Genomic DNA, 26,995 nt, shown 5'->3' on the forward strand with positions numbered 1-26,995 from the left:
GCCGTACGGGCCCTCAGAATACAATGTCACGTTTCTGTTGGGGCCCGTCGCTTCCTGGCCTGTGGACAACTCGGTCAGGGCGCGGACTTCCGGTGCACCGCCGCGGCGACCGCGAGGTCTTCCCAGCCCATTCCGACGCTCTTGAAGAATCGCGGACGCTCGAAGGCAGCCGGCCTTTCGTCGAGGATCCGACCGGTCACCAGGTCGGCGAGGTTTCCGACGATGTCCTCGGCGCCGAAGGCTCCTTCCGCCATCGGAATCAGCAGATCGCCCGCCTCCGACAGAGCTGCCGCCCTCGATTCGACGATCACGGCAGAGCGTGACACCAGCGCGGTGTCGACCTCCCGGGCATCCGGGGTGTGCGAGCCGACCGCGACGACCGTTGCCCCGTCCGGTACGAGGGTGCCGTCGAACAGCGGGGTTGCGGACGTGGTGCAGCAGAGGACCAGGTCGGCCGTGGCGACCTCCCCGGCCCCATGAGAGTCACCCGCACCGGCATCCACGCCGAATTGACGCGCGTGCTCGACCAGTGCGGCGACCCGGTGCGGGGTACGGCCGATCACGGTGACCCGTTCGACGTGCCGTTCCGCGAGCACCGCGGCAAGGTGTCCGTACGCCTGGGGGCCGGTTCCGAAGAGCACCAGATGGCGCAGGACGGGCGGGGTGAGGTGGCGGATCGCGAGTGCGGACACAGCCGGTGTGCGCAGTGTGGTGAGCGCGGCCCCGTCGAGCAGGGCGAGCGGCATCAGGGTGGGGCCGTCGAGCAGCAGATAGCTTCCGGTGATCCGTGGCAGGTCGCGTGCCGGGTTGTCGGGGGCGACTCCGGCGATCTTCACTCCGGTCACCTGCTGGGTGGTGGCGGGCATGATCAGCAGTTCCCCGCCGGGCACTGTGACATGGTGCCGGGCCGGGGATGTCTCCGGATCGAGTCCCCCGCTCAGCGCCGCCTCCAGTGCGTCCACGGCTCCGGTCGGCCCCAGGGCCTCGATGTCGTCGGCGCCGAGCAGGGGAAGATTCACAGCAGAAATCCTTCGGGGAAGGGGTCGGACGGGTTCAGGAAGTATTGTGCGGTGCCGGTGATCCAGGCGCGGCCGGTGACGGTCGGGACGACGGCGGGCAGCCCGCCCACGGTGGTCGTCTCGATGAGACGCCCGGTGAACGAGGTTCCGATGAAGGACTCGTTCACGAAGTCGGTACCCAGGGGCAGTTCACCGCGTGCGTACAGTTGAGCCATGCGTGCCGAGGTGCCGGTTCCGCAGGGCGACCGGTCGAACCAGCCGGGGTGGATCGCCATCGCGTGCCGGGAGTGGCGGGCATCGGAACCGGGTGCGATGAACTGCACGTGCTTGAGGCCATGGATGTCCGGGGCCTCCGGATGAACGGGCCGGTCAGCCGCGTTGACCGCATCCATCAGGGCGAGTCCGGCAGCCAGGATGTCGTCCTTGCGCGCCCGGTCGAAGGGCAGCCCGAGGTCGGACAGATGCACCATCGCGTAGAAGTTGCCGCCGTAGGCGAGGTCGTAGCGCACCTGTCCGTAGCCGGGTACGTCCACCGTCCTGTCGAGTGCGACGCTGAACGCGGGAACGTTGGTCAGGGTGACGGCGGTGGCCGCGCCGTCGCGCACCTGTACGTCGACGCTGACGAGTCCGGCCGGGGTGTCCAGCCGTACGGTGGTGACGGGTTCGGTGACCTCGACCATGCCGGTCTCGACCAGCACGGTCGCGACCCCGATGGTGCCGTGCCCGCACATCGGCAGATACCCGGAGACCTCTATATAGAGGACCCCGAAGTCCGCGTCGGGCCGGGTGGGCGGCTGGAGGATCGCGCCGCTCATGGCGGCATGGCCGCGCGGTTCGTACATGAGCAGGGTGCGCACGGCGTCCCGATGCTCCCCGAAGTACCGGCGCCGTTCGGCCATCGTGGCACCGGGAATGGTGCCGATGCCGCCGGTGATGACGCGGGTGGGCATGCCCTCCGTGTGTGAGTCGACTGCATGGAAAATGTGACGTGTCTGCAAGGCTCCCCCTGGTTCGTCACGAAGAACGCGAAGAACGGATTGGGTCGGGTACTGACCGTACGTACGCCGGCGGAGCGGCGCTCAGCCGCGGCCCTCGGCGAGCAGTTTCTCCGTCGCGGCGCGTACGGCGGCCGCGTCGTCGTCGGGCAGGGGAAAGCGCGGCGGGCGGGTACGGCCGCCGTGGCGTCCTACAACGTCCATGGACGCCTTGATGGCCTGGACGAACTCCGGCTTCGAGTCCCACCGCAGCAGGGGATGCAGCTCCCTGTACAGCGGCAGGGCGGTTGCCATGTCACCCGTCACCGCGGCTCGGTAGAGCTCGACACAGCAGGACGGCAGCATGTTCGGGCAGCCCGCGATCCAGCCGACGGCTCCGGCGAGTGCCAGTTCCAGCAGTACGTCGTCGGCGCCCACGAGCAGGTCGAGGCCGGGCGCCTGCTCAGCGATCTCGTAGGCCCTTCGGACGTCGCCGCTGAACTCCTTGACCGCCACGATGCTGCCCTCCTGGTGGAGTGCGGCGAGCAGGCCCGGTGCCAGATCCACCTTGGTGTCGTACGGGTTGTTGTACGCGACGACCGGAACCCCGACTTCGGCCACATCGGCGTAGTGGGCGCGGACCGCCGCGTCCTCGCAGCGGTATCCGTTGGGCGGAAGGAGCAGCACGGAACCGGCGCCCGCCTCCGCGGCCTGTTCCGCCCAGCGCCGTGACTCCGCGCTGCCGTAGGCGGAGACGCCCGGCATGACGCGGCTGCCGTCGCCCGCCGCCTCGACGGCGACCCGGACCACCTGCTCGCGTTCGCTGTCGGTCAGGGTCTGGTACTCCCCCAGTGACCCGTTGGGCACCACACCGTCGCAACCCGCCGCGATGAGCTGTTGGACGTGTGTGGCATAGGCGTCGTAGTCGATCGTGGCGTCCTCCCGCAGGGTGAGCGGGGTGGCGACCATGACACCGTGCCAGGGGCGGGTGCGCGGGTGGGCGTTCGTCTGCATTGTGACTCCTTGAGAGAGGTGTGACATGTCATGGTGTGTAGAAGTGGGCAGCAGGTGGCCGCGCGCAGTACCGAGGCGCGGACGAGGTGTGCCGGGAATGGCCGAGGCTTGCCGGGAGGGTCGGTTGTTTCGGGTGGTGGCTGCGGGACAGCCCTTACCCGGGGCCGGCCAGGTCGGCGAGCATGGACAGCCTCACGGGGCAGGCCAGCGGGCGCCGGTCGGGTCCCTGCGGGGCTTCACCGGCGCCGTGTCCAGTGCCGTGCGCGCCGGCCAGTTCACGGACGGCGAATCCGCACGTCCGGCCCTGGCACCACCCCATCCCGGCTCGGGTGAGCAGTTTGACGGTCCTGGTGTCACCGGCTCCCAGCTCCTCGCAAGCGTTACGGATCCGGCCCGCGGTGACCTCTTCACAACGGCAGACCTCCGTGTCGTCGGTCAGCCACTCGCTCCATCCCGCGCCCGGCCGGTGGACGGCGCCCATCAGCGCGGCGAAGGCCCGCAGACGACGCCGGGAACGACGCAGCGCGACCGCTCTGCGCGCCGTTTCCCTCCGCACCCCGCCCCGTATCTCGCGAATGATCGAAAGTGCCGCCAGTTCTCCTTCATACAGGGCGAGTTCGACTCCACCGATACCACCGGTCTCGCCCGCCGCCCAGACCCCCTGTGCGGTGGTCCTGAGCTGCTCGTCGAGGGCGACCGCATGCGTACCGTCGGCGCACACGCGCGTACCGCAGCCCGCTGCCAGGGCGAGTTCCAGCTGAGGAACGAGCCCGTGTCCGACGGCGAGAGCATCGCAGGCGATCTCGCGTCCGGTCCCCGGCACGGGACGCCACCGTTGGTCCACCCGGCTGACGGTCACCGCTTCCACCCGGTTGTCGCCGTGTACGCCGGTGACCGCGCGGTGACTCAGCATCCGGACTCCGGAGCGGGCCAGAGCCCCCGCGTACCTGACACCCTCCGCAGCCTTGCCGGAGTTGGTTGCCAGCACCTGGGGAGCGCGCGCGTAGGCCCCGTAGCCGGACGCTTCGATCAGTGCCGGCACGCTCGCACCGGCACGCGTCAGCGACAGTGCGACGGCCTGCAGGAGCGGCCCGCTGCCCGCGACCACGATCCGCCGGCCCGGCAGCACCAGGCCGGACTTGAGCATGGCCTGGGCACCGGCCGCGCTCACCACGCCCGGAAGTGTCCAGCCGGGAAAGGGAAGTTGTCGTTCATGAGCACCCGTCGCCAGCAGCAGCCGGCGGGCCCGGACGGCGCAGCGGCGGTCCCCTTCGGCTCCGGTGATGGCGTGCAGGATCCGGTCACCGTCAGCGGCCCGCTCGACCGTCCACACCTGATGGTCGTGGAGATGACGGATCGCACCGGAGTCACGGTGCGCTGCCAGCCTTGAGGAGAGTTCGGCGAAGACTGGCCAGCCGTGGTGGAGGGCGTCGGGCCGGGTGGCGCCGAGCCCGTCGGCCGGGCTGCGGTAGTACTGTCCACCGGGCGCGGTGGCCGCGTCCAGTAGAACCACGTCGAGCCCGTGGTCGGCCGCGGTGACGGCAGCGGCCAGACCGGCCGGCCCCGCGCCCACCACGGCGAGTTCGGCGCGGTCCGCGTCCGGTGGCCGGTGTTCATCTGTCGAGTGAGGCATGCCCGTCGCCCTCCTGTGTGGTGATGGCGTCGCCGGGACGGGCGGGGAGCAGGCATGCGCGCTGGTTGGGCCGGCCGTTGACGGTGGCCAGGCAGTCGTAACATGCGCCGATGCCGCAGAAGGCTCCCCGCGGCCGGCCATGGACCCGAGTGGTCCGCCAGGTCAGGATGCCCGCCGACCAGAGTGCGGCGGCGATGCTCTGGCCGGGCAGCCCGCGGATCGGGCGCCCGTCGAAGGTCAGCTGGAATTCAGGTTCGGGCTCGGCCCCGACGAGTTCGGCCGGGGTACGTGCACGGGTGCGTCTCACAGGTTCCTCTCCTCGGGCACGAGGGCCGCGTCGAACCGGTCGGGCGCGAACGGTCCGAGATCCAGTACCGGTTTCCGCCCGCTGATCGCGTCCGCGATCAGCAGTCCGGTCGCGGGGGCCAACCCGATTCCGGCTCCTTCATGACCGCAGGCGTGGAACAGGCCTGGCACCCGAGGGTCCGGGCCGATCGCGGGCAGATGATCGGGCAGATAGGGGCGGAACCCGTGGTAGGCGCGCAGCACCCGCACATCCCCCAGTACCGGGAAGAGCGCGGCGGCCTGGGCGGCCAGCCGGGCGACCGCCGGAACGGACAGCGTCCGGTCGAAGCCGACCCGTTCACGGCTGGCCCCGATCAGCACCGGCCCCGAGGGGGTGCCCTCCACCACGGGCGACGTCTGCAGCGCCGCGGACCCGCTCGACACATCGGCCACGTACTCCGCCGCATATACCTTGTGCCGGATCAGCCGCGGCAACGGCTCCGTGACGAGCACGAATCCCCTGCGCGGCAGGACCGGCAGCTCCACTCCGGCCAGTGCGGCCAGGTCACCGCCCCAGGTGCCCGCCGCGTTGACAACCACCGGGGCACTCAATTCGCTCCGTGCGGTGCGCACCCCCCGTACCGCTCCTTCCCGGTCCCTGAGTATCCCGACGACCTCTTCCCCCGGACACAGACGTGCCCCTTCACGACCGGCTGCACGTAACAACTCAGCTGCAGCCAGGGCTGGTTGGACCTGGGCGTCTTGCGGGTAGTGGCAGCCTCCGGCGAGATGTGGTGCGAGGTGGGGCTCGACATCGCGGAGCCGGTCGGATGTGACGTGGTACGCCTCGACGCCGGCTCCCCTCTGGCCGGCGGCCGTCGTGGACAGCATGGCGAGGGAGTCCTCGGACGCCGCCACGACCAGGCCGCCCTTGAGCTCGTACTCGATGTCCGCAGGCAGTTCCTCCGACAGTCGGCGCCACAAGGAGGCGGAGAGCAGGGCCAGTTCCAGTTCGGGTCCTGGCACTTTGTCGGAGACCAGGAGGTTGCCCTCCCCGGCTCCGGTGGTACCTCCGGCGACCGGTCCGCGGTCGACGACGGCTACGGACAGTCCGGACCGGGAGGCGTAATAGGCGCAGGCGGCACCGACCACTCCGGCCCCGACGATGACGACATCCAGGGGCTGTCTCATGAGCACGACAGTAATATGTCACATTGCTTTGAGGGTGCCAAGGGTGTGTGCAGGGCCAGTTGATCAACCGTCATACCCTTCGCCGGTCAGCCGTCACCCCCTCGCACCGCCCGCAGGGGTGCGGGTTCCGCCCCCGGGGAAGTGAAGCCATGGACACTCCCAAGGCACCGACCCGAGGAGCCGTGATGCACGACGACCGCACCCTGGTGGAGGACCGCCTCGAAAGGGCCCTTCACCAGTTCATCCGCCCCGCCCAGTACCCGGCCCGAACCCCGCTCACCCTCTCCGTCCGGCACATCCCAGGCGAACCCGTACCGGTGGCCCAGGCACTGGAAGGAAGCTACGAGCCGTTCAGTACAGGCACGGAGTGGGGGAAGCCGTGGTCCACCAGCTGGTTCCGGCTGGAGGGGACGGTGCCCGAGGACTGGGCGGGGCGGCGCGTCGAGGTGGTCGTCGACCCCGGCTTCTCCGCTCAGGGGCCCGGCTTCCAGGCCGAGGGGATGCTGTACGACACCACGGGCATCCCGCTCAAGGGGGTCCATCCGCGAAACCGGCATCTGACGGTCGCGTCCCCGGCCGCCGGCGGTGAACCGGTCTCGTTACTCCTGGAGGCGGCCGCCAACCCGGCGGTTCTGGAGCACGGCTTCGCGCCGACGCCGCTCGGGGACGTACTCACGGCGGGTGACCGGCCCCTGTACCGGTTCGCCTCCGCGGACCTCGCCGTGCTGGACGAGGAGGTCTGGCATCTCGTTCTGGACATCGAGGTGCTCTCCGAGCTGATGCGGGAACTGCCCGTCGACCGTTCGCGACGGCACGAGATCCTGCGATCACTGGAGCGCATGCTCGATGCGCTGGATCTGCACGATGTGGCGGGCACGGCGCGAGCCGGCCGGGACCAGCTGACCCAGGTACTGTCCCAACCGGCGTCAGCGAGCGCGCACAGGATCTCGGCCGCAGGGCACGCGCACATCGACTCGGCGTGGCTGTGGCCGCTGCGCGAGACGGTGCGCAAGGCCTCACGCACCTTCGCCAATGTCACCGCGCTGGCCCAGGACTATCCGGAGCTGGTCTTCGCCGCTTCGCAGGCCCAGCAGTACGCCTGGATGAAAGAGCATCAGCCGCACATCTGGGAGCGGATCAAGCAGGCCGTGGCAGACGGGCAGTGGGCTCCCGTGGGGTCGATGTGGGTGGAGTCCGATGCCAATATGCCGGGTGGTGAGGCGCTGGCCCGGCAGATCGTGCACGGCAAGCGGTTCTTCGAGCAGGAGCTGGGGGTGGAGACGGAGGAGATCTGGCTGCCGGACTCCTTCGGCTACACGGCCGCCTTCCCGCAACTGGCGCGGCTGGCAGGGGTGAAATGGTTCCTGACGCAGAAGCTGTCCTGGAACCAGAGCAATAAAATGCCACATCACACCTTCTGGTGGGAGGGCATCGACGGGACCAGGGTCTTCACCCACTTCCCGCCCGTGGACACCTACAACGCACAGTTCCATGGACGGGAACTCGCCCATGCAGAAAGGAACTTCAGGGAAAAAGGGCTGGCTACCCGCTCCCTCGTCCCGTTCGGCTGGGGCGACGGCGGGGGCGGTCCGACCCGCGAAATGCTGGAGAAGGCGCGCAGGCTCAGGAATCTGGAGGGTTCACCAAGGGTCGAGATCGAGAGACCGTCGGCGTTCTTCATGGCGGCCGAGGAGGAGTACGGGCCGCAGGCACCGGTCTGGTCGGGCGAGCTGTATCTGGAGCTGCACCGGGCCACCTACACCACTCAGGCCAAGACCAAGCAGGGCAACCGACGCAGCGAACACCTGCTCCGTGAGGCCGAGTTGTGGGCCACCACGGCGGCACTGCGGACTCCCGGCCACCGATATCCGTACGAGGCGCTGGACCGGCTGTGGAAGACGGTGCTGCTTCATCAGTTCCATGACATCCTGCCGGGCTCGTCGATCGCCTGGGTTCACCGCGAGGCACGCGAGACATACGAACGGGTGCGGGAGGAGCTGGCCGATCTGGTGGCGGACGCGGTGGCGGCGCTGGGCGCGGCCGAGAATCTCGTGGCGCTCAACTCATCGCCGTATCACCGCAGCCAGGTGATCGAGCTGGACGCCGAAGCGAGCGCGGCGCTGCCCTCCGGCGCGCATGTGCAGCCACTGGGCGACGGGCGTACGGCGGTGCTGACCGAGACACCCGGGCTGGGCACGGGTCTGCTGGACGGTTCGGCGGTTCCGGAACACGCGGTCACAGCGACCGGTTCGGCGGACGAGGGTTTCGTACTCGACAACGAGCTGCTGCGGGTGACGGTCGACGGCGACGGGTTGATCGCCGCAGTCCGCGATCTCGGCGCGGCGCGGGACGTCCTCGCCCCCGGTCACCGGGCCAACCTTCTCCAGCTGCACCCGGACCATCCCAATCACTGGGACGCCTGGGACATCGACCGCCACTATCGCCGCACCCGCACCGACCTCACCCACGCCGACTCCGTCGAACTGGTCGAGGAAGGGCCGTTGCGGGCCGCCATCCGTGTGATTCGTTCGTTCGGGGCGTCCCGCATCGTGCAGGAGATCCGGCTGACCGCGGACAGCCGACGCATCGACATCGACACCGAGGTGGACTGGCGGGAGTCGGAGAAGGTCCTCAAGGTGGCGTTCCCGCTCGATGTGCACGCCGAACGGTCCACGGCCGAAATTCAGTTCGGGCACGTCCACCGACCCACGCACGACAACACCAGCTGGGATGCGGCCCGTTTCGAGATCTGCGCCCATCGCTGGCTGCGTGTCGCGGAGCCGGGGTACGGCATCACCTTGCTCAACGACTCGACGTACGGGCACGAGGTGACCCGGACCCCGCACGGTTCGGGACTCGGCACGACCGTACGGCTGACACTGCTGCGCGCCCCGCACAGCCCGGACCCGGAGACCGACCTCGGTACGCACCGGTTCAGGTACGCACTGGCGCCGGGCGGTGAGGTCACGGATGCGGTACGGGAGGGGCTGGCGCTCAATCTGCCGTTGCGGACGGCCGTAGCGCCGGCCCTGCCGCCACTGATCAGCACCGGGCATCCGGCGGTCACGGTGGAGTCGGTCAAGCTCGCCGAGGACCGCAGCGGCGATGTGATCGTGCGGCTGTACGAGTCGGCGGGCGGGCGCGCCGACACGACGCTGCGGGTCGGATTCCCCGTCGTGCAGGCCCGGATCAGCGACCTGTTGGAACGGCCGCTGTACGAGGCGAGCGCCGATGAGCACGGCGGTCTCGTAATGTCGCTGCGGCCGTTCCAGATCCTGACGGTGCGCCTGACCCCTGCATGAGGTCCCGGCCCGCCCCGGCGCGAAGTCCCGGCGCGGCCGGCCCGCTGCCCGGGTTCGTTCAGGGGCGGGGCACGTTCCGCAAGTTGGAGCGGGCCATCTGGACCATCCGGCCGACTCCGCCGTCCAGCACGATCTTGCTGGCGGAGAGCGCGAAGCCGGTCACCATGTCCGCGCTGATCTTCGGCGGGATGGAGAGCGCATTGGGGTCGGTGACGACATCGACGAGCGCCGGGCCCTTGTGCTTGAAAGCGTCTTTGAGGGCGCTTTCGAGTTGCTTGGGCTTCTCCACCCGTACGCCGTACGCCCCGGCAGCCCTGGCGATCGCCGCGAAGTCCGGATTCTTGTTGGTCGTCCCGAACGACGGCAGGCCGGCGACCAGCATCTCCAGCTCGACCATACCGAGCGAGGAGTTGTTGAACAGCACAACCTTCACCGGCAGGTTGTACTGCACCAGGGTGAGGAAGTCGCCCATCAGCATGCTGAATCCGCCGTCGCCGGACATCGACACCACCTGCCGGTTCCGGTCGATGAACTGGGCGCCGATGGCCTGCGGCAGCGCGTTGGCCATCGAGCCGTGGCTGAACGAACCGATGACGCGGCGTTTGCCGTTGGGCGAGAGATAGCGGGCGGCCCAGACATTGCACATACCGGTGTCGACGGTGAACACGGCGTCGTCGTCCGCCAGATCGTCCAGCACCGAGGCGACGTACTCCGGGTGGATCGGGATGTGCTTCTCGACCTTGCGGGTGTACGCCTTGACCACGCCCTCCAGCGCGTCGGCGTGCTTCTTCAGCATCCGGTCGAGGAACTTGCGGTCGGTCTTGGCCTTGACCCGCGGGGTCAGACATCGCAGCGTCTCACGGACATCGCCCCAGACCGCCAGATCCAGCTTGGAGCGGCGGCCCAGGCGCTCAGGGCGCACATCGACCTGGACGATCTTCACATCGCTGGGCAGGAAGGCGTTGTACGGGAAGTCGGTGCCGAGCAGGATGAGGAGATCGCATTCGTTGGTCGCCTCGTAGGCAGCGCCGTAGCCGAGCAGTCCGCTCATGCCTACGTCGTACGGGTTGTCGTACTGGATCCATTCCTTGCCGCGCAGCGCGTGCCCGACCGGGGCCTTCACCCGCTCGGCGAACTCCATCACCTCGGCGTGGGCACCCGCCGTGCCGCTGCCGCAGAACAATGTCACACGTTTCGCCTCGTCGACCATCCGGCAGAGCTTCTCGATCTCGTCGTCACCGGGCCGGACCGTCGGCCGCGAAGTGACCAGGGCGTGCTCGATCGACTTCTCCGGAGCGGGCCGCGACGCGATGTCACCCGGCATCGAGACGACGCTGACGCCGCCTCGGCCGATCGCGTGCTGAATGGCCGTCTGGAGCAGCCGCGGCATCTGCTCCGGGTTGGAGATCATCTCGTTGTAGTGACTGCACTCCTGGAAGAGGAGCTCCGGATGGGTCTCCTGAAAGTAGCCGAGACCGATCTCGCTCGAAGGAATGTGCGAGGCGAGGGCGAGAACGGGCGCCATGGAGCGGTGGGCGTCGTAGAGGCCGTTGATGAGGTGCAGATTGCCGGGTCCGCAGGATCCGGCGCAGGCCGCCAGCGAGCCGGTGATCTGGGCCTCGGCTCCGGCGGCGAACGCGGCGGTCTCCTCGTGCCTGACCTGGATCCAGTCAATGGCGGAGTTGCGGCGGATGGCGTCGACGACTGGGTTGAGACTGTCGCCGACGACGCCGTACATACGCTTGACGCCCGCCCGGGCGAGGATGTCGACGAACTGCTCCGACACGTTCTGCTTGGCCATGGGTACGTACCCTTTCCGCGCTTCGGCTTCCGGAATCCGCACCCATCAACCCATGGCGGTAGTTGTCAAGTCAAATGAGACGTTCGCCGTGTTATGAACCTTGTGATTCGGTTTTTGTCTTCGTTTGGTCGGGTAGTTGATCCAGACCTGGCCGGTCACCCACATGGCCGACAATGGGGCGGGCGGAGGCCCAGGCACCTCCCCTGGCGGTCTCGTCGTACAGCAAAAAGGTCCGCCGGGCGTCCCCACCCCCACGGGAAGGACGCCCGGCGGACCGGTCAGGGCGTGATCAACGCACGGCGTACGCGTCGGTCACGGTCTGGATGACGGAGTTGCCGTTGGCGTCCATCAGTTCGGTCTTCAGGGTGACCGGCTTGCCGGCCGCGCCCGCGTGGTTCACGGTCGCGGTCCAGTGGCCGCCCTCCTCCGCGGTGGTGGCCTGGGTCCAGGTCTCGCCGCCGTCGTACGAGTAGGAGACCTTTGCGGCGACCAGTTTGCCGGGGGTGTAGCCCGCGTGGCCGGTGACGCTCAGGCCGATCGTCTGACCGTCCTTCGCCGCAAGGGCCTTGAGCCCGTCGGCGTCCAGGTCGTAGCCCGGGAAGAGCAGCGGAATCCCCTGCGAGTACACGTTCTCGTCCCGCTCGGAGCGGAACTTCCAGGTGGTCGCGGTGGCGGTGGACCGCTTCCACATCGCGGCGGGCTTGCCCCACTTTTCAGTTTCCAGGGTGAGTTCGTACGCGGCGTCCTCGGCCGGGACGGTGAACACCCCGTACGGGTAGATGGACTGACCCAGCACCTTGCCGCCACTGGTCAGCTTCATCTTGCCGATGTCACCGAAGGAACCCTGGATACCGGCGTGCTCGGTGTCGCTCCAGAAGCTCGGGGCGACGCCGATCAGGTTGTCCTGCCGCTCGGCGGCGAGCTGGACCTTGCCCGCGGCGTTACGCGGGGCGGTCGGGACCGGGATGCCCCGGTACCAGTTCTCCGTGCGCTCGGCGCCGGCCGTGTACGTACGGGTCTGGTCGGTCATGAACTCGCCGTAGGGGGCGCTGGACGAGAGGTACCGCGTCCAGATGGTGTCGCCCGCCGAGTAGTACTCGGTGCGCGTGCTGGGCATGGCGACCGTGTCGAAGGCGGCGGAGTAGCGCGCGCCGTACGGCCGCTCGCTGGTCAGCAGGTCGGGGTAGTCGGCAGCGACGCCCATCGCCTCGTACGTGGCGGTGGACTTGGCGAGCTTGCTGTCCCTGACCTTGTAGGTCCGGTCCGAGGTGACGGGGCCGGTCTCGGGGAAGGCGAGGTTGTAGACGAACGGGCTGACGGCGGTGGCCTTCCAGCTCAGCCTGACCGGGCCGGTGGCCAGGGCGGCCTTGAGGGCGTCGGCCTCGCTCGCCTCGACGCCGAGTGCGGGCAGAGGCGGCGTCGTGCCGAATTTGCCGGAAGGCTGCCAGGGGCCGGCGGACGGCCGGTATGCGATGACCGCCTTTGCGCCCGCGGCCTTGGCGTTCGCCGCGTGGGTGCCGATGCGGCCGTCGTCGCCGACCTTGACCAGGGCGATCTTGCCCGAGACACCGGCGGACGCCAGCTCGTCGGGGGTGCCGGTGCCCGCGTCGACGAGTACGGCTTCGCCCGTTCCGTCGAGGTTCGCCGAGCCGCCGCCGACCACTGCCGGGTGCAGTTCGGCGCCGCCGACGACCGACAGCTCCTCGACCCGGGGGGCGTACGCGCGCCAGAAGCTGGCGAACTCGAAGTCGCCATCGCTGGCCTTGCCCTGCACATCGGCGAAGTAGTTCTTGACCGAGTCGGTACCGGTGACGGAGCCGGAGTGCAGCCAGACATCGTCCCAGCTGCGGCCGAAGGAGAGCGTCGTGGAGCGGTTCTCGGAGGCGCGGTCCTCCGTCCTCACCTGGATCCGGTGGGCCTTGCGGGCATCCAGGACCAGGGTGGTGTCCTCGGTGACGTTCAGCTGCGGCCGTGCGAGGTAGCCGACGGACTCGACGAACCGCCCCGTGGCGTCCTTCGGGTCCGTCGTCGTGACGAAGCTGGAGACGAAGTACGTACCGGGACGCACCTGGTAGACCTGTTCGGCGGCACCGTTGTTGAAGCGGCGATCGCCGCTGGCGGTGTCGGTGCCGATGACGTCCACCGAGGAGCCGCCCGCGGCGGGCTTGCCCGAACGGTCGATCAGCTTGACCTGCAGGGTGACCGTCTCGGCGCCGACGTACAGCGAGAACGGGGTGGAGACCTTGACGCCGTCGGGCCCGGTGGCCAGGACACGCCCGGTGACATCGCCGTACTGGGCGGCCTTCAGCTTCGCGGTCGGATCGATCTGCAGCGGGACCTTGACGGTCGCGCCCGCCGGGACGGTGACAGTGTTCGCGTCGAGCTTGGCGACGGAGGAGCGGACCACCGACCCGTCGTTGCCGGTGACGCCCTGGACCTTCAGCGACAGCTTAACCGGCTTGGTGCCGGAGTTGGTGTACGGGACGTCGACCGTGGTGCGGTCGGAAGTCTCCTGCGGCCAGTTGAACGAGCCGCCCTGGACGGCGGGGGCACCGACGACGGTGGTGTCGATGGCGGCCTTCACATCGAGGCGGCCACCACCGGTTTCGCGCACGTCACCGGGGATGTCGCTCTTCGCGGAGGACACGAGAGCCGCCTTGATCTGCTGGGCGGTCCAGTCCGGGTGACGCTGCTTCACGATGGCTGCGGCGCCCGCGACATGCGGGGTGGCCATCGATGTGCCGGACATCGTCCGGTAGGCGTACACCCCGCGGCCACCGGCCGCGGCGGCCGAGATGTTGACGCCGGGGGCGGTGATCTCGGGCTTGAGGGTGTGCGAGCCGGTCACGGGTCCGCGGCTGGAGAACTGGGCCGTGGCGTCCTCGCGGTCAACGGCACCGACGGTGAGCACGCTCGGGGCACAACCGGGCGAGGAGACGGTGTTCAGCGTCGGGCCCAAGTTGCCGGCCGCGACGACGAACAAGGTGTCCTTGCTCTGCGCGAGTTCCTCGGCGGCCAGGCTCATCGGGTCGCTGCAGTCGCTCGGCGCCGCGCCGCCGAGGCTCATGGAGACGACATCGGCCTTCTGGTCGACAGCCCACTGCATACCGGCGATGACCCAGGACTCGGCGCCAGAGCCGCTGTCGTTGAGGACCTTGCCGGCGAGCAGGTCCGCGCCGGGGGCGACGCCCTTCTGCTTGCCGTCGCTGGCCGCGCCGGAGCCGCCCACGGTGGAGATGGTGTGGGTGCCGTGGCCCTGCCGGTCGTCGGTGGTGGCGGAGTCGGTGAAGTTCTTCGAGGCGGCGACCCGGCCCTTGAGGTCGGGGTGTTCGGCGTCGACACCGGTGTCGAGCACGGCGACCTTGGTGCCCTTGCCGTCGTATCCGGCGGCCCAGGCGAGGTCGGCACCGACCTGCTTGGTCGACTGGTCGAGAGTGGCCTGAACCTTACGGTCGAGCCACAGCTTCTTCAGACCGGAGGCCGATCGGGAACGGGTGTTGGTGACGTCCGACCAGAAGTCGGCGGCCCTGGCCTTGTCGGCCTTGAGCGCGACGCCGTCGATGGCGTCGAGCTCGAGTCCGCGCTCGGCGCCACGCGGGGTGACGGACGCGGAGCGGGCCGCGTCCTGGCCGTAGACGGCGATCAGCGGCAGCGACTTGGTGCTCGCGTCGTCGTAACCCTGGCGGATCAGTCCGGTGACGTTGAAGAGTTCCTCGTCGACCTTGCCCGCGGCGAGGGCGTCGGTGGCGGTCTCGGGGTAGACGTAGAGGTCCTTGCCGGATTGCCGGGTCTGTACGAGGGGGACGGTGCCGTCCTCGCGCGGCAGCGCGGTGGCCGACGCGGCCCCCGAACTGTCCGTACTCACCAGGACCTTGTCGCCGGTGACCAGGGTGACGATCACCGGCTTGCCCGCCTTGGCCTCGGCAGCCGCGCTGCCGGTCAGCGGTCTCTTCGCAATTGTGTCGTCCTGCGGCGCTGCCGTGGACGGTGCGATAGCGGTAACGGCCAGGACGGCTGCAGTGGCCGCCCCCAGTGCCGTACGCGATATCGGACGCATCGTTCTCCCCAAATTAAACCGGAACACTTCTTAACGAACCGCTGCATTCCGGCTGCTGTTGCTACTGCGGTGGCGCCACATTGACAGAGCGACGGACGTTGGAGGGATGATGTACATGGCGGGTTTACGCCGTGGCTGCTTTCCGCCACGACCGGGCGCCCGAAGACTGCGAAATTGTGCGGAATCAATGCGTCCGGGAGGGGACCGGGGATGCTGGGAGCCATAGGACTCGACGAGATCCAGGAGTCGGCATACCGCGCGCTCGTGGCGGTGGGAGCTGCGGAGGTCTCCGACCTCGCGCACCGGCTGGCACTTCCCGGGTCGGACACCGAACGGGCGCTGCGCAGGCTGGAGCAACAGGGCCTCGCCGCGCAGTCGTCCGCCCGCACCGGGCGGTGGGTGGCGGCGCCTCCGGGGGTCGCCCTGGGTGCGCTGCTGACGCAGCAGCGCCACGCACTGGAGCAGGCGGAGCTGGCGGCGGCGCTGCTCGCCGAGGAGTACCGGGCGGATGCGGCCGAGCCCGCCGTGCACGATCTGGTCGAGGTGGTCACGGGCGCGGGCGCGGTGGCGCACCGCTTCCACCAGTTGCAGCTGGGCGCGACGAGCGAGGTGTGCGTCCTGGTCACTGGGAAGCCGGTCGCCGTGAGCGGCGTGGAGAACGAATCCGAGGAACAGGCCGCCACGCGCGGGGTGTCGTTCCGTGTGGTGGTCGAACGCGAGGTGCTCTCGCTGCCGTCCGCGCTGACGGAGCTGTCGAGCGCGCTGAGCCGTGACGAGCAGTGCCGGGTCGTCGACCGGGTGCCCACCAAACTGGTCATCTCCGACGCGGCCCTTGCGATGGTGCCGCTGACCGGGCACGGCGCCGAGCCCGCGGCGCTGGTGGTTCATGCCTCCGGGCTGCTGGAGTCGCTGGTGGGGCTCTTCGAGGCGGTGTGGCGCGACGCCATGCCGCTCAGGCTCGGCGAGAGCGGCCGGCCGGAGGAGGAATCCACCGGACCCGATACGACGGACCTGGAGATTCTGTCGCTGCTGCTGGCCGGTCTGACGGACGCGAGCGTGGCGAAACAACTGGAGCTCGGGCTGCGGACCGTACAGCGGCGGGTGAAGGGTCTGATGGAGCTGAGCGGGGTGTCGACCCGGCTGCAGTTGGGCTGGCATGCGTACGAGCGGGGCTGGGTGTCCCGGACACCACTGGCCTGACCGAGCCCTGCCGGATACTCCGGCCGGGTATGCCCGCCGCGCCGATACGGCGCTGAGCGGTATCGCCGGTCCCAGCCCCGGCAGCCTCTGAACCGCGCTGACGGGCGGGACCGGCCGGACTCCGGCAGGCTGGTCAGATGGGTGTGTGGCAGCTCGCCGCTGTCGGCCTGGTCATGCTTCTCGGCCTGGTCGGAGTGCTGGTGCCGGGGGTGCCCGGGCAGGCGATCGTCTGGGCCGCGGTGCTCTGGTGGGCATTGACCGACTTGACTCCGGCCGCCTGGGGCGTACTCATGGGTGCCACCGCGCTGCTCCTGCTGAACCAGGCGCTGAAGCCGCTGCTGCCGCCGCGGCGCCCCCGTGAGTCGGGAGCGCCGCGCAAGACGCTGATGCTGGGCGGGGCCGGCGCGATCGTGGGCTTCTTCGTGGTGCCGGTGGTGGGCGGGATCGCCGGATACGTGGGGGCGATCTACGGGGCGGAGCGGCTGCGGCTCGGCAGCCGCGGGGCGGGCTGGGCGTCGGTCCGCTCGGTGATGCGGGCGACGGGCTATTCCGTGCTCGTCGAGCTCTTCGCTTGTCTGCTGGTGACGGGGGCCTGGCTGGCCGCGGTGATCTGGTCCTGATCTCCCGACCGGGTCTTCCACCGGCCGACGCGATCAGCCGACGTGCCCTGTACGTCACCGTCGCGGCGCCCACTTCAGCGCAGAGCTTGGCCAGAAGAAGATCCACAGCCGGGCCCTCGACGAAGAGGCCTGAGACCGAGGTGGCGTACAGCATACGAACGCCATGGCCGCCACCGATCCGACTCGGGCCTCCCGTCCAGATCCACATCGGGGTCGCCGAGCGCACGCATCCTGATGAGCGCCGCCGCTGCCGGGCCGATCCCCGGCAGCCGCAGCAGCGCCTGCTCGGCCTCGTCGCGGTCGGCCCCGGCATCGAGCCGTACGTCCCCGTCGGCAAGCGCGGTCGCCAGGGCCCGCAGCGCCGGGTCGTCCGCCGCACCGGCCAGCACTTCCGGCTCGGGAAACACATGCGTGAGCCCGCCGCAGGGTACGTCGAGGACCTTCCCGTACATCTCGACGAGCCGCTCAGCCCCGGCCCTGCCCACCAGCGTCCGGACGGCGAACTCATCCGGATCCGCGGCACCCGGCGAGCGCAGCCCCGGGCGGGCGGCGACAGCCGGTGCGAGTCGCGGGTCGGTGCCGAGCCGCTCATCGACGGCGTACGGATCGGCGTCCAGGTCGAAGAGGCACCGCATCCGCTGCACGGCCGTCGTCAGATCCCGCAGGTCCGTGAGGTGGATCCGGGCCTCCAGCCAGGACCCCGCGGACCGCTCGTCGACGGCCACGATGCCGGTGCCGTACGGGAGCCGCAGAGTGCGCCAGTAGGTACGGGCGCCTGGCTCCCCGCTGACCTCCTCGATCCTGGTGACCGCCTCACCGGCCAGGAGATCGAAGACCTCGCGGGCCGCGTACGACCCCCGGTGGGCGAGCCGCAGCGGGATCCCGGTGGTGCGCGCCTTCCGCACCGCCGCTCCCAGCCCCGTCCCGGCCTCGGCGCGCAGTGCGCTCGGCGTACGGGCGTAGATCTGCCGGATCGTGTCGTTGAACTGGCGCACGCTGGCGAAGCCGGACGCGAAGGCGACCTCGGTCACGGGCAGCCCGGTCGTCTGGAGCAGCACCCGCGCGGTGTGGGCCCGCTGGGCGCGGGCGAGCGCAACGGGACCGGCGCCCAGCTCCGCGTTGAGCTGCCGCTGCACCTGGCGTGAGCTGTAGCCGAGCCGCTGGGCGAGACCGGGCACGCCCTCCCGGTCGACCACGCCATCGCCGATCATCCGCATGGCCCGGCCGACGACATCGGCCCGGACGTTCCAGGCCGCGGAGCCGGGCACGGCATCCGGGCGGCAGCGTCGGCACGCCCGGAAGCCGTTGCCCTGGGCTGCGGCCGCGGTCGGGTAGAAGCGGACATTCTTCCGTTTGGGGGTGACGGCGGGGCAGCTCGGTCGGCAGTAGATGCCGGTCGTCTCGACGGCGAAGAAGAACTCCCCGTCGAAACGGGCGTCGCGGCTGCTCACCGCCTCGTACCTGGTCTGTTCGTCCATCACGCCGTCCAGTGTGCGGCACCTCCAGGCACCGCACTAGCGGTATTCGGACGTCGACCGGGGGCTGCGGCCTACCTCAGCCGGCCCCGCTTCGCGTCCATGGCCGCCCGGCCCTCGGCGCCCTTGCGCTTCCATTCACGCAGCATTTCGGACCGCACCCGGGCATCGGTCTTGGCCACGATGCGCTGGTTCTCGCGGAGCAGCTTGCGGAAGCTTTCGAGGCGCCGCTCAGGCAGCGAACCGTCCTCGATCGCGGCAAGTACCGCGCAGCCGGGCTCCGACGCATGGGCGCAGTCGTGGAACCGGCACTGCTCGGCCAGCTCCTCGATCTCGGAGAAGACCTGGCCGACGCCGGTCTCCGCGTCCCAGAGTCCAACCCCGCGCAGTCCGGGCGTGTCGATCAGTACACCCCCGGAGGGCAGGACCAGCAGATTGCGGGTCGTGGTGGTGTGCCGGCCCTTGCCGTCGACGTCTCGGGCGGCCTGCACCTCCATCACGTCGCGGCCGAGGAGGGTGTTGGCGAGGGTCGACTTGCCCGCGCCGGATGCCCCGAGCAGTACGCTCGTCCCGCCCGAGACGATGGCGGCGAACACATCGAGCCCCTCCCCGGTGGCGGAACTGACGGGCAGCACCTGAACGCCGGGCGCGATGGCCTCGATGTCCTGGGCGAGGTACGACAGCGTGGCGGTGTCCGGCACCAGATCGGCCTTGGTCAGCACCACGATCGGCCGGGCGGCACCGTCCCCGGCGGACGCCCTGTCGCGCAGTAGTGCGTCGCCACTGGAGCTGGACATGGCGAGCGCGAGGAAGCGCTCCACGCGCCCCAGGTCGAGCTCCACGGCGAGCGAGACACAGATGGCGATGTGGTCAACATTGGTGGCGAGCACCTGCCCTTCGGAGCGCTGCGACGACGTCGAGCGGACGAAGGCCGTACGCCGCGGCAGCAGCGTCCGTACGAACTGCGGATCACCATCGGGGTCGACGGCGACCCAGTCGCCCGTGCAGACGATCCGCATCGGATCGCGTGGGACGACGAAGGCGGTGTCGGCCCGGAGCGTGCCGTGCGGGGTGACGACATCGCACCGCCCGCGGTCCACCCGCACCACCCGTCCAGGCAGCAGACCCTGTCCGGCGTACGGGGCGAACTCAGCGGCCCAGTCGTCGTCCCAGCCGTACGGGGACAGCGGATGCGAAGCGGACGAGCCCTGAAGAGAAGAAGCGAAGAACGGAGAAGACGGGAAAGACAAGGGAAACCCTTCAAAGGGTGGCCCCGGCAACGCGCACACAGGCACGGAAAGTTACGGAAGGGTCAGCCGGCGACCACGGGGGCGGGAACGATGTTCTTCTGGTTGTGGGCAACGCCCACCGCAGCGACAGTCATCAATGTCCTCACCTCCTGGTTCAAGCACGGGGCCGACACCGGCGGTTCGTGTCCGCCGTCCGGAACGCTGCACACGATAGCCCGCAGCCGTCCGGTGGCGTCAACACATTTACGACCTGGGGAGCAATAGGGAGCGGGCTCCCTATTGCTCCCCAGGTCGTCAGACCGACCGGCCGCCCCGGTCCGGAGTGCTTCACGACCGCACTTATCGGAGACATCCGTAGATCTCCTCGATCAGGTGATACGCATTCACAACGACCGGTCCGGGGCCGCTCTCGTGCCCAGCACGACTTCACCGCAGACCGCCACCGGCGCGTTCGCCCAGGCCCAGTTGGGCACGATTACGCCGATCGGGCGGAGCGGCGAACACCCCGATGGCGGCCACGATGTCGTCTTCCTTCCCGTCTGCTCGCTGGGCGACGGGACGGATGGCCCGTCACCCGCCCACGTTTTCCTCGGAGATACGGGCTGCAGGAACGCGACTTCCCGTACCAGGTCGACGGGGCTGGGCGGACGGAGCCGGCTCCGGGCCGCCGCGGGTCGCCCGCCATTCGGCGAGCAGCCGGTCGTAGATGGGTGTGGCGTCCTGCGCGTGCCGCTGCCGGCCGCTGGGGCGTTGGCTGTCGTACTGGTCCATGATCGGCCCCTACCCGGTGCGACGGGTCACGTCTGCCGTCACTACGGCAACCGGACCAGTCCGCTCGTCCCTTCGAGGGGTCGGACCCCCGGACGCACGACATGGGGTGAGGAATCAGCGACGAGCGACCGGAGCCATCGACTACCGAAAGAAGGGGGAAGCCCCCGTACGCATCGGATGCGTACGGGGGCTTCAGGCCGTGAGTGTTCGGCTGGACCGACCAGAGATCAGGAGTTCGTGCAGCCGAAGGCGGGGTTGAGCTGACCGATCACGCTCACGGTGTTGCCACAGACATTGACCGGAACGTGGACCGGAGCCTGGACGACGTTGCCGGACAGCAGGCCCCCGGAGTTGGCGGCGCTGCCCTCGGCGCCGGCGTCGGCGAAGGCGGGCGCGGCAGCACCCATCGCCATCAGGGTTCCGGCGGCGATGGCGGCAACCTTGGTGTACTTCACTTTTTTCCCTTTCTTTCGACGGAGTCCGGAGCGGCCACGTCTTTCGTGCCGCACGAGCGCGGTCCTGATCGCTCGTAACTCCGCCACTGCAACTCGTAACGATGTAAGACCGTAGGAGAAACTCTTCGAGAAGAAGATTCCCGAAAAACCGCCCGAATGACGCAGTATCGATCACTCGATGTCACGGGCACGATCATCGGACAATCCGATGCGCCGACAATGAGGAAGGCAGCATCAGACCCGGGCCACACGGAGGAGGAATACCGACGGCCCGGCCTGTCATTGTGGCTGGATCAGCCGCTGCCCGCACCGTTGCCGGAGGGCACCGGAATGCTGCTCTCGTACTGAATGCCCCACGCAGGAGCCACCTGCCCAACTCGTGGCCGGGCGTTTGGTTCTCTCCGTTCACCCGAATGCCAAGGCGCACGGACAGCAGTACGAAGCAACGCCACGGGGGCGAAGGACGAGGACCGTTCAGCCCCCCAGTCCTTCCCCAAGGCGCCAACGACCTGGGGCCATGCGGAGTCGAGCACCCGCGCGTAACGAATGGCGTCAAAGCGTCAACATGAACGCTCACATGTAAGCCATTCGAGCGGTCACAAAATTTCCACGAACTTTCGAGTTTCCTCAACAATTCCTCGTCGTTATGACTTTTATCAAACGTGCAGCTTTGGCGTTCACCGAGCAGGAACAGGACTTATCACATGAAGAACGCTTCTTCGTGGTCTCTCCGCCTTTCCGCAATCGCCGCTTGCCGACTCACGTGGGAAGACCCCCGGGTGGCGTCCCCGGCGCAAGCTGCATCGCCTGATGATGAACCGCGAGCGTTCCGCTCGCACGGAATGTCCTAAGAAAGGGCAACCAATGCGAAAAGCCTTGAGTAAGAGCGTGCTGGTCATGGCGGCGGCGTCAGGCATTCTGACCGCGGCAGGCGGGTACGCGTTCGCGGACGCGTCGGCCGATGGCGCCGCCATCGGTTCGCCGGGTGTCGGCTCGGGGAACACCGTGCAGGTACCGGTGCATGTTCCCGTCAACGTGTGCGGCAACACGGTCACTGTGATCGGTCTGCTGAATCCCGCGTTCGGCAATGAGTGCGAGAACAAGGGCGGCGCTGGGAACGGCAACGGCGGCCAGGGGGCGAGCGCCGAGGGCGCCGCGACCAACTCTTCCGGTGTGCTGTCCGGAAACGTCATCCAGGCTCCGGTGGACGTCCCGGTCAACGCCTGCGGCAACAGCGTCAACGTCATCGGTGCGCTGAATCCCGCGATCGGCAACGAGTGCTCCAACGGGAGCGGACCGAGCGTCGAGCCGCCGGTAGTCGAACCCCCCGTGATCGAACCCCCGGTGATCGAACCGCCCGTGGTCGAACCCCCGGTGATCGAACCGCCGGTGATCGAACCGCCCGTGGTCGAACCCCCGGTGATCGAACCGCCCGTGGTCGAACCCCCGGTGGTCGAACCCCCGGTGGTCGAACCGCCGGTGATCGAACCGCCGGTAGTCGAACCCCCGGTGACCACTCCCGTCGTCAATGAGCCTCCGACCAACAGTGTGCCGGGGGACGCCACGCAGCCACCGAGCAGCAGCCCGCAGCTGGCCCACACCGGTGCCACTGACGTCGGCGTGGCTGCAGGAGCGAGCGCCGCGCTGGTGCTCGGTGGCGCGGTACTGATGCGTCGGGTCCGCCGCTCTCAGAGCTGATCCACGAATCAGTCAGCCGGAAGACGAGCAGGTCCGGTCGGACAGCCAACGCTGTCCGACCGGACCTGCTTCGTTTACAGCACGCGAACCATGAGGCCGACGGCGGCCCGCCCGGCCGGCCGGCACCGAGCCGGCGAAGGCTCGGGCCGGCTCCGTGCCGAGGCGCTGCCAGTCGGCTGCTGCGCGAGGACATGGCTCCGGACCGCGTCTATCTTCGCTGAGACGAATCACATGTCACACCGAGAGGACCGCGACCGCCATGCGTATCAGGATCGTCGGCGCCGGGGCCATGGGCCGCGGCATCGCCCAGTGGGCGGCGACCGCCGGACACACCGTCGAGCTGTGCGACGTACGTACAAAGGCGGTGACGGCCGCCGTGGAATTCGTACGGTCCATGCTCGAACGGGCCGTGCAGAAGGGCCGGATGTCCGCAGAGGACTCCGCCGCCGCCCTGAAGCGGCTGATACCACTCGACGACCCTTGGGAGGAGGGCCCGGACGTGGATCTGGTCATCGAGGCCGTGCGGGAGGACCTCGACACCAAGACAGAGGTCTTCGGCCGGCTGGAGCAGGCGCTGCCCGCGACGGCCGTCTTCGCGACCAACACCTCGTCCCTGTCGGTCACCCGGATCGCCGCGGCGCTCAAGGACCCGACGCGCCTGGCCGGGCTGCACTTCTTCAACCCGGTACCGCTGATGAAGATCGTCGAGATCGTGCCGGGCGCGGCCACCCGCCCGGAGATCCCGCCGGCCCTCACCGCGCTCGTCGAGAGCTGCGGGCACCGTTCCGTGACGGTCGCCGACACCCCCGGCTTCCTGGTCAATCACGCCGGCCGCGGCCTGGTGACCGAAGCCCTCGCACTGCTGGAGGAGACGGTCGCCGAACCGGCGGACATCGACCGGATCGCCCGTGATGTGCTCGGCCTGCGGATGGGCCCGTTCGAACTGATGGATCTCACCGGTCTGGATGTGACGGCCGCGGTGATCGACTCGATCTGGCAGGGATTCCGGTACGCGGACCGGCTCCGCCCCTCCTACCTCACCCCGAACCGGGTGGCTGCCGGACTCCACGGCCGCAAGACCGGGCGCGGATGGTTCGACTACGGCCCAAAGGCCCCCGCCTGGGCCCCGGAACCGCCGGTCACGGGCGACGAGGACCGCCCGGTGTTCGTCCACGGCGCTTCACCTCAGGACCCGGACGCGGCTGCGCTGCGTCAGGCGCTGGCCGCTGCGGGCGCCGTCGTCGAGACGGGCACGGAGCCGTCCGCCGACGCCCTCGTACTGGTTCCGGTCTGGGGTATCACGGTGGCCTCCGCGATCCCCGCACACCGGCTGCCCGCGGGGCGCACCTTCGGCGTGGACCCGCTGGCTGCGGGCGGCCGGCGCCGGGTGCTGGCCGTGACCCCGGCGGCGGACCCGGCCGCCGCGCGCGACGCCCGCGCGGTGCTGGCCCGGGCGGGGGACGGCAACGAGCCCTTCGCGGTCTCGGTGGTACGGGACACGGCCGGCTCGGTCGCTCAGCGGCTGCTCGCCTCGATCGTCTCGGTCGCCGCCTCGATCGCGGAGCGCTCCATCGCCACGCCGGCCGATATCGACCTGGCCGTCACGGCCGGACTCGGCTACCCCGTCGGCCCGCTGGCCTGGGGCGACCGAGTCGGCGCCGAACGGATGCTGGAGCTGCACCGGGCGCTGCACCGCACGACGGGCGATCCGCGCCATCGCCCGAGCCGCTGGGTCACCGAACGCGCCCAGCTCGGTCTGGCGCTGACGGACCCGGGGACGTCACCTGCCGACTGCACGGCCGGCACCGCGTCGTCGTGACGGCGGGGCGGGATCTGACGGGGGGCCGCAGTCCCGGCAGGTCCCGCCGTACACGGTCCGCGTCCTCGGAGACGCTCGGAGATCACAGCCCATGTCCGTTTCGTACAAGACCCGTGGTGGGGCCCGGCCTACGTTCGGAACATGACTCCACGAATGGACGCGATCGGCATCATCACCGCGGATCTGGCCGCATCGCTCGCCTTCTACCGCCGGCTCGGTCTCGACATCCCCGCCGATGCGGAATCCGCACCTCATGTCGAAGTGACGCTCCCGGGCGGGCAGCGTCTGCTGTGGGACACCGAGAACGTCATCCGCTCGTTCGACCCCGAATGGACCGCGCCGCGCGGCGGGGAACGCCTCCAACTCGCCTTCCTCTGCGACAGCCCGGCGGAGGTGGACGCGGTGTATGACGAGCTGACCGGCGCCGGGTACCGGGGACATCTGAAGCCATGGGACGCCGTGTGGGGGCAGCGCTACGCGACGGTCCTCGACCCGGACGGCTGCGCGGTGTCGTTGTTCGCGGGCAACAGCTGAGGCCGAGTGCCTGTCCGGCCCCGTTACGAGGGCGTGAGGTAGGCGGTCAGGGTGGTCCCGGCCAGGTCGCGCAGCTCCCGTGCGAGATGGGCCTGGTCGGTGCAGCCCGCCTCGACCGCCGCCTCGGCGTACGGCGTTCCGGACCGGGCGAGGGTGAGCGCGCGCTGCAGCCGCAGGACCCGGGCGAGCATCTTGGGCCCGTAGCCGAAGGCCGCGAGTGAGCGGCGGTGCAGCTGTCGGGCGCCGAGGCCGACTGTCTGCGCGGTGTCCGCGACGGACCGCCCGTCGCCGAGCTGTGCGGCTACGGACCGCATCACAGGGTCCGGCGGTGCGGTGTCGGCCGCCCGCCGCAGGGCAATGGTCTCCAGTGCGGCGGCGGGGTCGGGGGCTTCGGCGAGGCGCTCTTCGAGTACGCGGACCCGTGCGCCCGGCCACAGATGCGCAAGGTCGACCCGGCGGTCACGCAGTTCGTGCGCCGGTAGGCCGAGGAGTGCGGGGGCCGTGCCGGGCGCGAAGCGGATGCCGGTGTACTGCCCACCGGCCCCGACGTCCGGCGTCTCGGCATGGGTGTCGGGGCCTGCGACGATCAGTCGTCCGCCGATCCAGAGCAGGTCCATGCAGCCGTCGGGCAGCACCGGATGAACCGATCCGCCCGAAACACTCAGGGTCCACACGGTCGCACCGTCGAACCGCGATGCCCACTCCTCGTACCTGTCGCCCATATGCCCACGCTATTCACGTGGGCCGGACAGGTGGTTCGACTTGTCCGGCTCCTTGTCGCGGCTCGGCTGCAGCCTGGACTTCACATCGTCCGGCGGAAGGAACCTCGACCAGCGCTCCGGGAACTCGGACGGCATACAGGGACTGTCGTCGTCATCGCCGTCGTCCCCCTCCCGGTTCTCCGCCTGCGTCCGCGCGACGAACTCCGCGGCCTGGGCCGCCCGTACCCGGTCATTGGCCGCACGTGCCGCGGCCGTCGCGAGCGAGGGCCACACCCGGTCGATCGCGGCATTGACCGCCGCTCCGACCAGCACCGCGAACGCGGAGACACCGATCCACAGCAGGACGGCGATCGGGGCCGCCAACGAGCCGTAGATCGTGGGCCCCTCGACCGTACTGGTGAGGTAGATCCGAAGCAGGAAGCTGCCGAGCACCCACATCGCGAGCGCCACCAGCGCACCCGGCACGTCCTCGATCCACGGCGAACGGACCGGTACGGACACGTGGTAGAGCGTCGTCAGGAACGCGATCGACAGCAGGATCACCAGCGGCCAGTACAGAACGCTTATGACCTCGGTGCCCCACGGGATGAACTCGATGACCCGGTCGGGGCCGACCACGAGCAGTGGCAGCACGACGGCACCGAGCAGCAGAGCGACGACGTACAGCAGAAAGGAGAGCAGCCGCGTCTTGACGATGCCGCGTTGGCCGTCGAGGCCGTACATCACCGTGATGGTGTCGATGAAGACATTGACCGCGCGGGAGCCGGACCAGAGCGCGATGGCGAAGCCGATCGAGATGACATCGGGCCGGGCGCCGCCGGAGACGTCCGCCAGGAGCGGTTTGGCGAAGTCGTTCACACCCCGCTGGCTGAGCACCGTCTGCGCGGCGTTGAGGATGTTGCGCTCGATGGAGGCGACCGTCGTGGTGTTGGTCCACTCGTCGACGTAACCGAGCAGCCCGATCAGGCCGAGGAGCAGCGGTGGCAGGGACAGCAGGGTGAAGAACGCCGCCTCGGCGGCGAGTCCCAGAATGCGGTACTCCATGCACGAGTTGACGGTGTCCTTGAGCAACTGCCAAACCATCTGCCGCTTGGATACGTTGCGGTAGAGGACTCGGGCCCGGTCGAGCCGACCCGACGGCCGCTCGGGTGTTTCATTTGCTGCCTGCACGTCCT

General features: G+C 69.4%; 19 protein-coding genes and 2 pseudogenes. 7 read left to right on the forward strand and 14 right to left on the reverse strand.

What is annotated here, in order from left to right; genetic code table 11:
• Positions 1 to 74: 74 nt before the first annotated feature.
• The 6 genes from ABT115_RS12615 to ABT115_RS12640 all read right to left on the reverse strand — a co-directional run bounded on the left by ABT115_RS12615 (position 75) and on the right by ABT115_RS12640 (position 6,122).
• Positions 75 to 1,019: an ornithine cyclodeaminase family protein gene (locus ABT115_RS12615; RefSeq protein ID WP_351787594.1), complete on the reverse strand. Its 945-nt coding sequence runs from the start codon at positions 1,017 to 1,019 to the stop codon at positions 75 to 77.
• The gene (locus ABT115_RS12620; protein WP_351787596.1) at positions 1,016 to 2,017 is read right to left on the reverse strand and encodes a proline racemase family protein; all 1,002 of its coding nucleotides are present in this window, start codon (positions 2,015 to 2,017) and stop codon (positions 1,016 to 1,018) included. Before ABT115_RS12620 ends, ABT115_RS12615 begins: the two co-directional genes overlap by 4 nt.
• A gap of 81 nt (positions 2,018 to 2,098) precedes the next feature.
• Positions 2,099 to 3,007, reverse strand: a complete 909-nt coding sequence (locus tag ABT115_RS12625) for a dihydrodipicolinate synthase family protein (RefSeq protein ID WP_351787599.1) — start codon at positions 3,005 to 3,007, stop codon at positions 2,099 to 2,101.
• 154 nt (positions 3,008 to 3,161) lie between these two features.
• The gene (locus ABT115_RS12630) at positions 3,162 to 4,640 is read right to left on the reverse strand and encodes an FAD/NAD(P)-dependent oxidoreductase (RefSeq protein ID WP_351787602.1); all 1,479 of its coding nucleotides are present in this window, start codon (positions 4,638 to 4,640) and stop codon (positions 3,162 to 3,164) included.
• On the reverse strand, positions 4,621 to 4,947 hold the full coding sequence (locus ABT115_RS12635; RefSeq protein ID WP_351787605.1) for a (2Fe-2S)-binding protein: 327 nt from the start codon (positions 4,945 to 4,947) through the stop codon (positions 4,621 to 4,623). The genes ABT115_RS12630 and ABT115_RS12635 overlap by 20 nt, the downstream gene beginning before the upstream one ends.
• A complete protein-coding gene (locus ABT115_RS12640; RefSeq protein ID WP_351787608.1) occupies positions 4,944 to 6,122 on the reverse strand; it encodes an NAD(P)/FAD-dependent oxidoreductase in 1,179 nt (392 codons plus the stop codon). Before ABT115_RS12640 ends, ABT115_RS12635 begins: the two co-directional genes overlap by 4 nt.
• A 179-nt stretch (positions 6,123 to 6,301) precedes the next feature.
• Between ABT115_RS12640 and ABT115_RS12645 the strand changes: the two genes are divergently transcribed.
• Positions 6,302 to 9,418, forward strand: a complete 3,117-nt coding sequence (locus tag ABT115_RS12645) for an alpha-mannosidase (protein ID WP_351787853.1) — start codon at positions 6,302 to 6,304, stop codon at positions 9,416 to 9,418.
• Between the two features lie 58 nt (positions 9,419 to 9,476).
• On the opposite strand, the gene ABT115_RS12650 is transcribed toward ABT115_RS12645, so the two are convergent.
• Positions 9,477 to 11,219 carry a pyruvate dehydrogenase gene (locus ABT115_RS12650; protein WP_351787611.1) on the reverse strand — a complete coding sequence of 581 codons (1,743 nt, stop codon included), beginning with the start codon at positions 11,217 to 11,219 and terminating at the stop codon, positions 9,477 to 9,479.
• A gap of 289 nt (positions 11,220 to 11,508) precedes the next feature.
• Positions 11,509 to 15,276: a S8 family peptidase gene (locus ABT115_RS12655; RefSeq protein WP_351787614.1), complete on the reverse strand. Its 3,768-nt coding sequence runs from the start codon at positions 15,274 to 15,276 to the stop codon at positions 11,509 to 11,511.
• 210 nt (positions 15,277 to 15,486) lie between these two features.
• Between ABT115_RS12655 and ABT115_RS12660 the strand changes: the two genes are divergently transcribed.
• Together ABT115_RS12660 and ABT115_RS12665 are read left to right on the forward strand one after the other, a co-directional pair.
• Entirely contained in the window at positions 15,487 to 16,476 is a 990-nt protein-coding gene (locus ABT115_RS12660) for a helix-turn-helix domain-containing protein (protein ID WP_351787617.1), read from the forward strand.
• Positions 16,477 to 16,613: 137 nt separating this feature from the next.
• The gene (locus tag ABT115_RS12665) at positions 16,614 to 17,096 is read left to right on the forward strand and encodes a DUF456 domain-containing protein (RefSeq protein ID WP_351787619.1); all 483 of its coding nucleotides are present in this window, start codon (positions 16,614 to 16,616) and stop codon (positions 17,094 to 17,096) included.
• Between the two features lie 74 nt (positions 17,097 to 17,170).
• Here the strand turns inward: ABT115_RS12665 and ABT115_RS12670 are convergent, their stop codons facing one another.
• Positions 17,171 to 18,574, reverse strand: coding sequence for an AlkA N-terminal domain-containing protein (locus ABT115_RS12670; RefSeq protein ID WP_351787856.1), 1,404 nt, complete (start codon positions 18,572 to 18,574; stop codon positions 17,171 to 17,173).
• A gap of 71 nt (positions 18,575 to 18,645) precedes the next feature.
• Entirely contained in the window at positions 18,646 to 19,821 is a 1,176-nt protein-coding gene (gene rsgA, locus ABT115_RS12675) for a ribosome small subunit-dependent GTPase A (protein WP_351787622.1), read from the reverse strand.
• A 411-nt stretch (positions 19,822 to 20,232) separates the two neighbouring features.
• On the opposite strand from rsgA, the pseudogene ABT115_RS12680 reads away from it, so the two are divergent.
• Positions 20,233 to 20,337 (forward strand): annotated as a pseudogene (locus ABT115_RS12680) (DUF5949 family protein); the annotation flags it as partial.
• Between the two features lie 54 nt (positions 20,338 to 20,391).
• Here ABT115_RS12680 and ABT115_RS12685 read toward each other — a convergent pair.
• Both ABT115_RS12685 and ABT115_RS12690 read right to left on the reverse strand, forming a co-directional pair.
• Entirely contained in the window at positions 20,392 to 20,592 is a 201-nt protein-coding gene (locus ABT115_RS12685; RefSeq protein ID WP_351787625.1) for a hypothetical protein, read from the reverse strand.
• Positions 20,593 to 20,819: 227 nt separating this feature from the next.
• Entirely contained in the window at positions 20,820 to 21,047 is a 228-nt protein-coding gene (locus ABT115_RS12690) for a chaplin (protein ID WP_351787627.1), read from the reverse strand.
• Between the two features lie 864 nt (positions 21,048 to 21,911).
• On the opposite strand from ABT115_RS12690, the gene ABT115_RS12695 reads away from it, so the two are divergent.
• From ABT115_RS12695 to ABT115_RS12705, 3 genes are all read left to right on the forward strand, one after another.
• Positions 21,912 to 22,745 (forward strand): chaplin, encoded by an 834-nt coding sequence (locus tag ABT115_RS12695; protein WP_351787630.1) that lies wholly within the window; start codon positions 21,912 to 21,914, stop codon positions 22,743 to 22,745.
• Positions 22,746 to 23,004: 259 nt separating this feature from the next.
• Entirely contained in the window at positions 23,005 to 24,564 is a 1,560-nt protein-coding gene (locus ABT115_RS12700; RefSeq protein WP_351787633.1) for a 3-hydroxyacyl-CoA dehydrogenase, read from the forward strand.
• Positions 24,565 to 24,705: 141 nt separating this feature from the next.
• Complete coding sequence (locus tag ABT115_RS12705) at positions 24,706 to 25,098, forward strand: VOC family protein (protein WP_351787636.1); 393 nt, start codon at positions 24,706 to 24,708, stop codon at positions 25,096 to 25,098.
• Here the strand turns inward: ABT115_RS12705 and ABT115_RS12710 are convergent.
• Both ABT115_RS12710 and ABT115_RS12715 read right to left on the reverse strand, forming a co-directional pair.
• Positions 25,038 to 25,820 (reverse strand): annotated as a pseudogene (locus ABT115_RS12710) (DUF6597 domain-containing transcriptional factor). The gene ABT115_RS12705 and the pseudogene ABT115_RS12710 overlap by 61 nt on opposite strands.
• 9 nt (positions 25,821 to 25,829) lie before the next feature.
• Complete coding sequence (locus ABT115_RS12715) at positions 25,830 to 26,990, reverse strand: YihY/virulence factor BrkB family protein (RefSeq protein ID WP_351787642.1); 1,161 nt, start codon at positions 26,988 to 26,990, stop codon at positions 25,830 to 25,832.
• Positions 26,991 to 26,995: the final 5 nt, after the last annotated feature.

The organism is Streptomyces sp. NPDC001832 (assembly GCF_040297265.1).
Classification (GTDB): Bacteria; Actinomycetota; Actinomycetes; order Streptomycetales; family Streptomycetaceae; genus Streptomyces.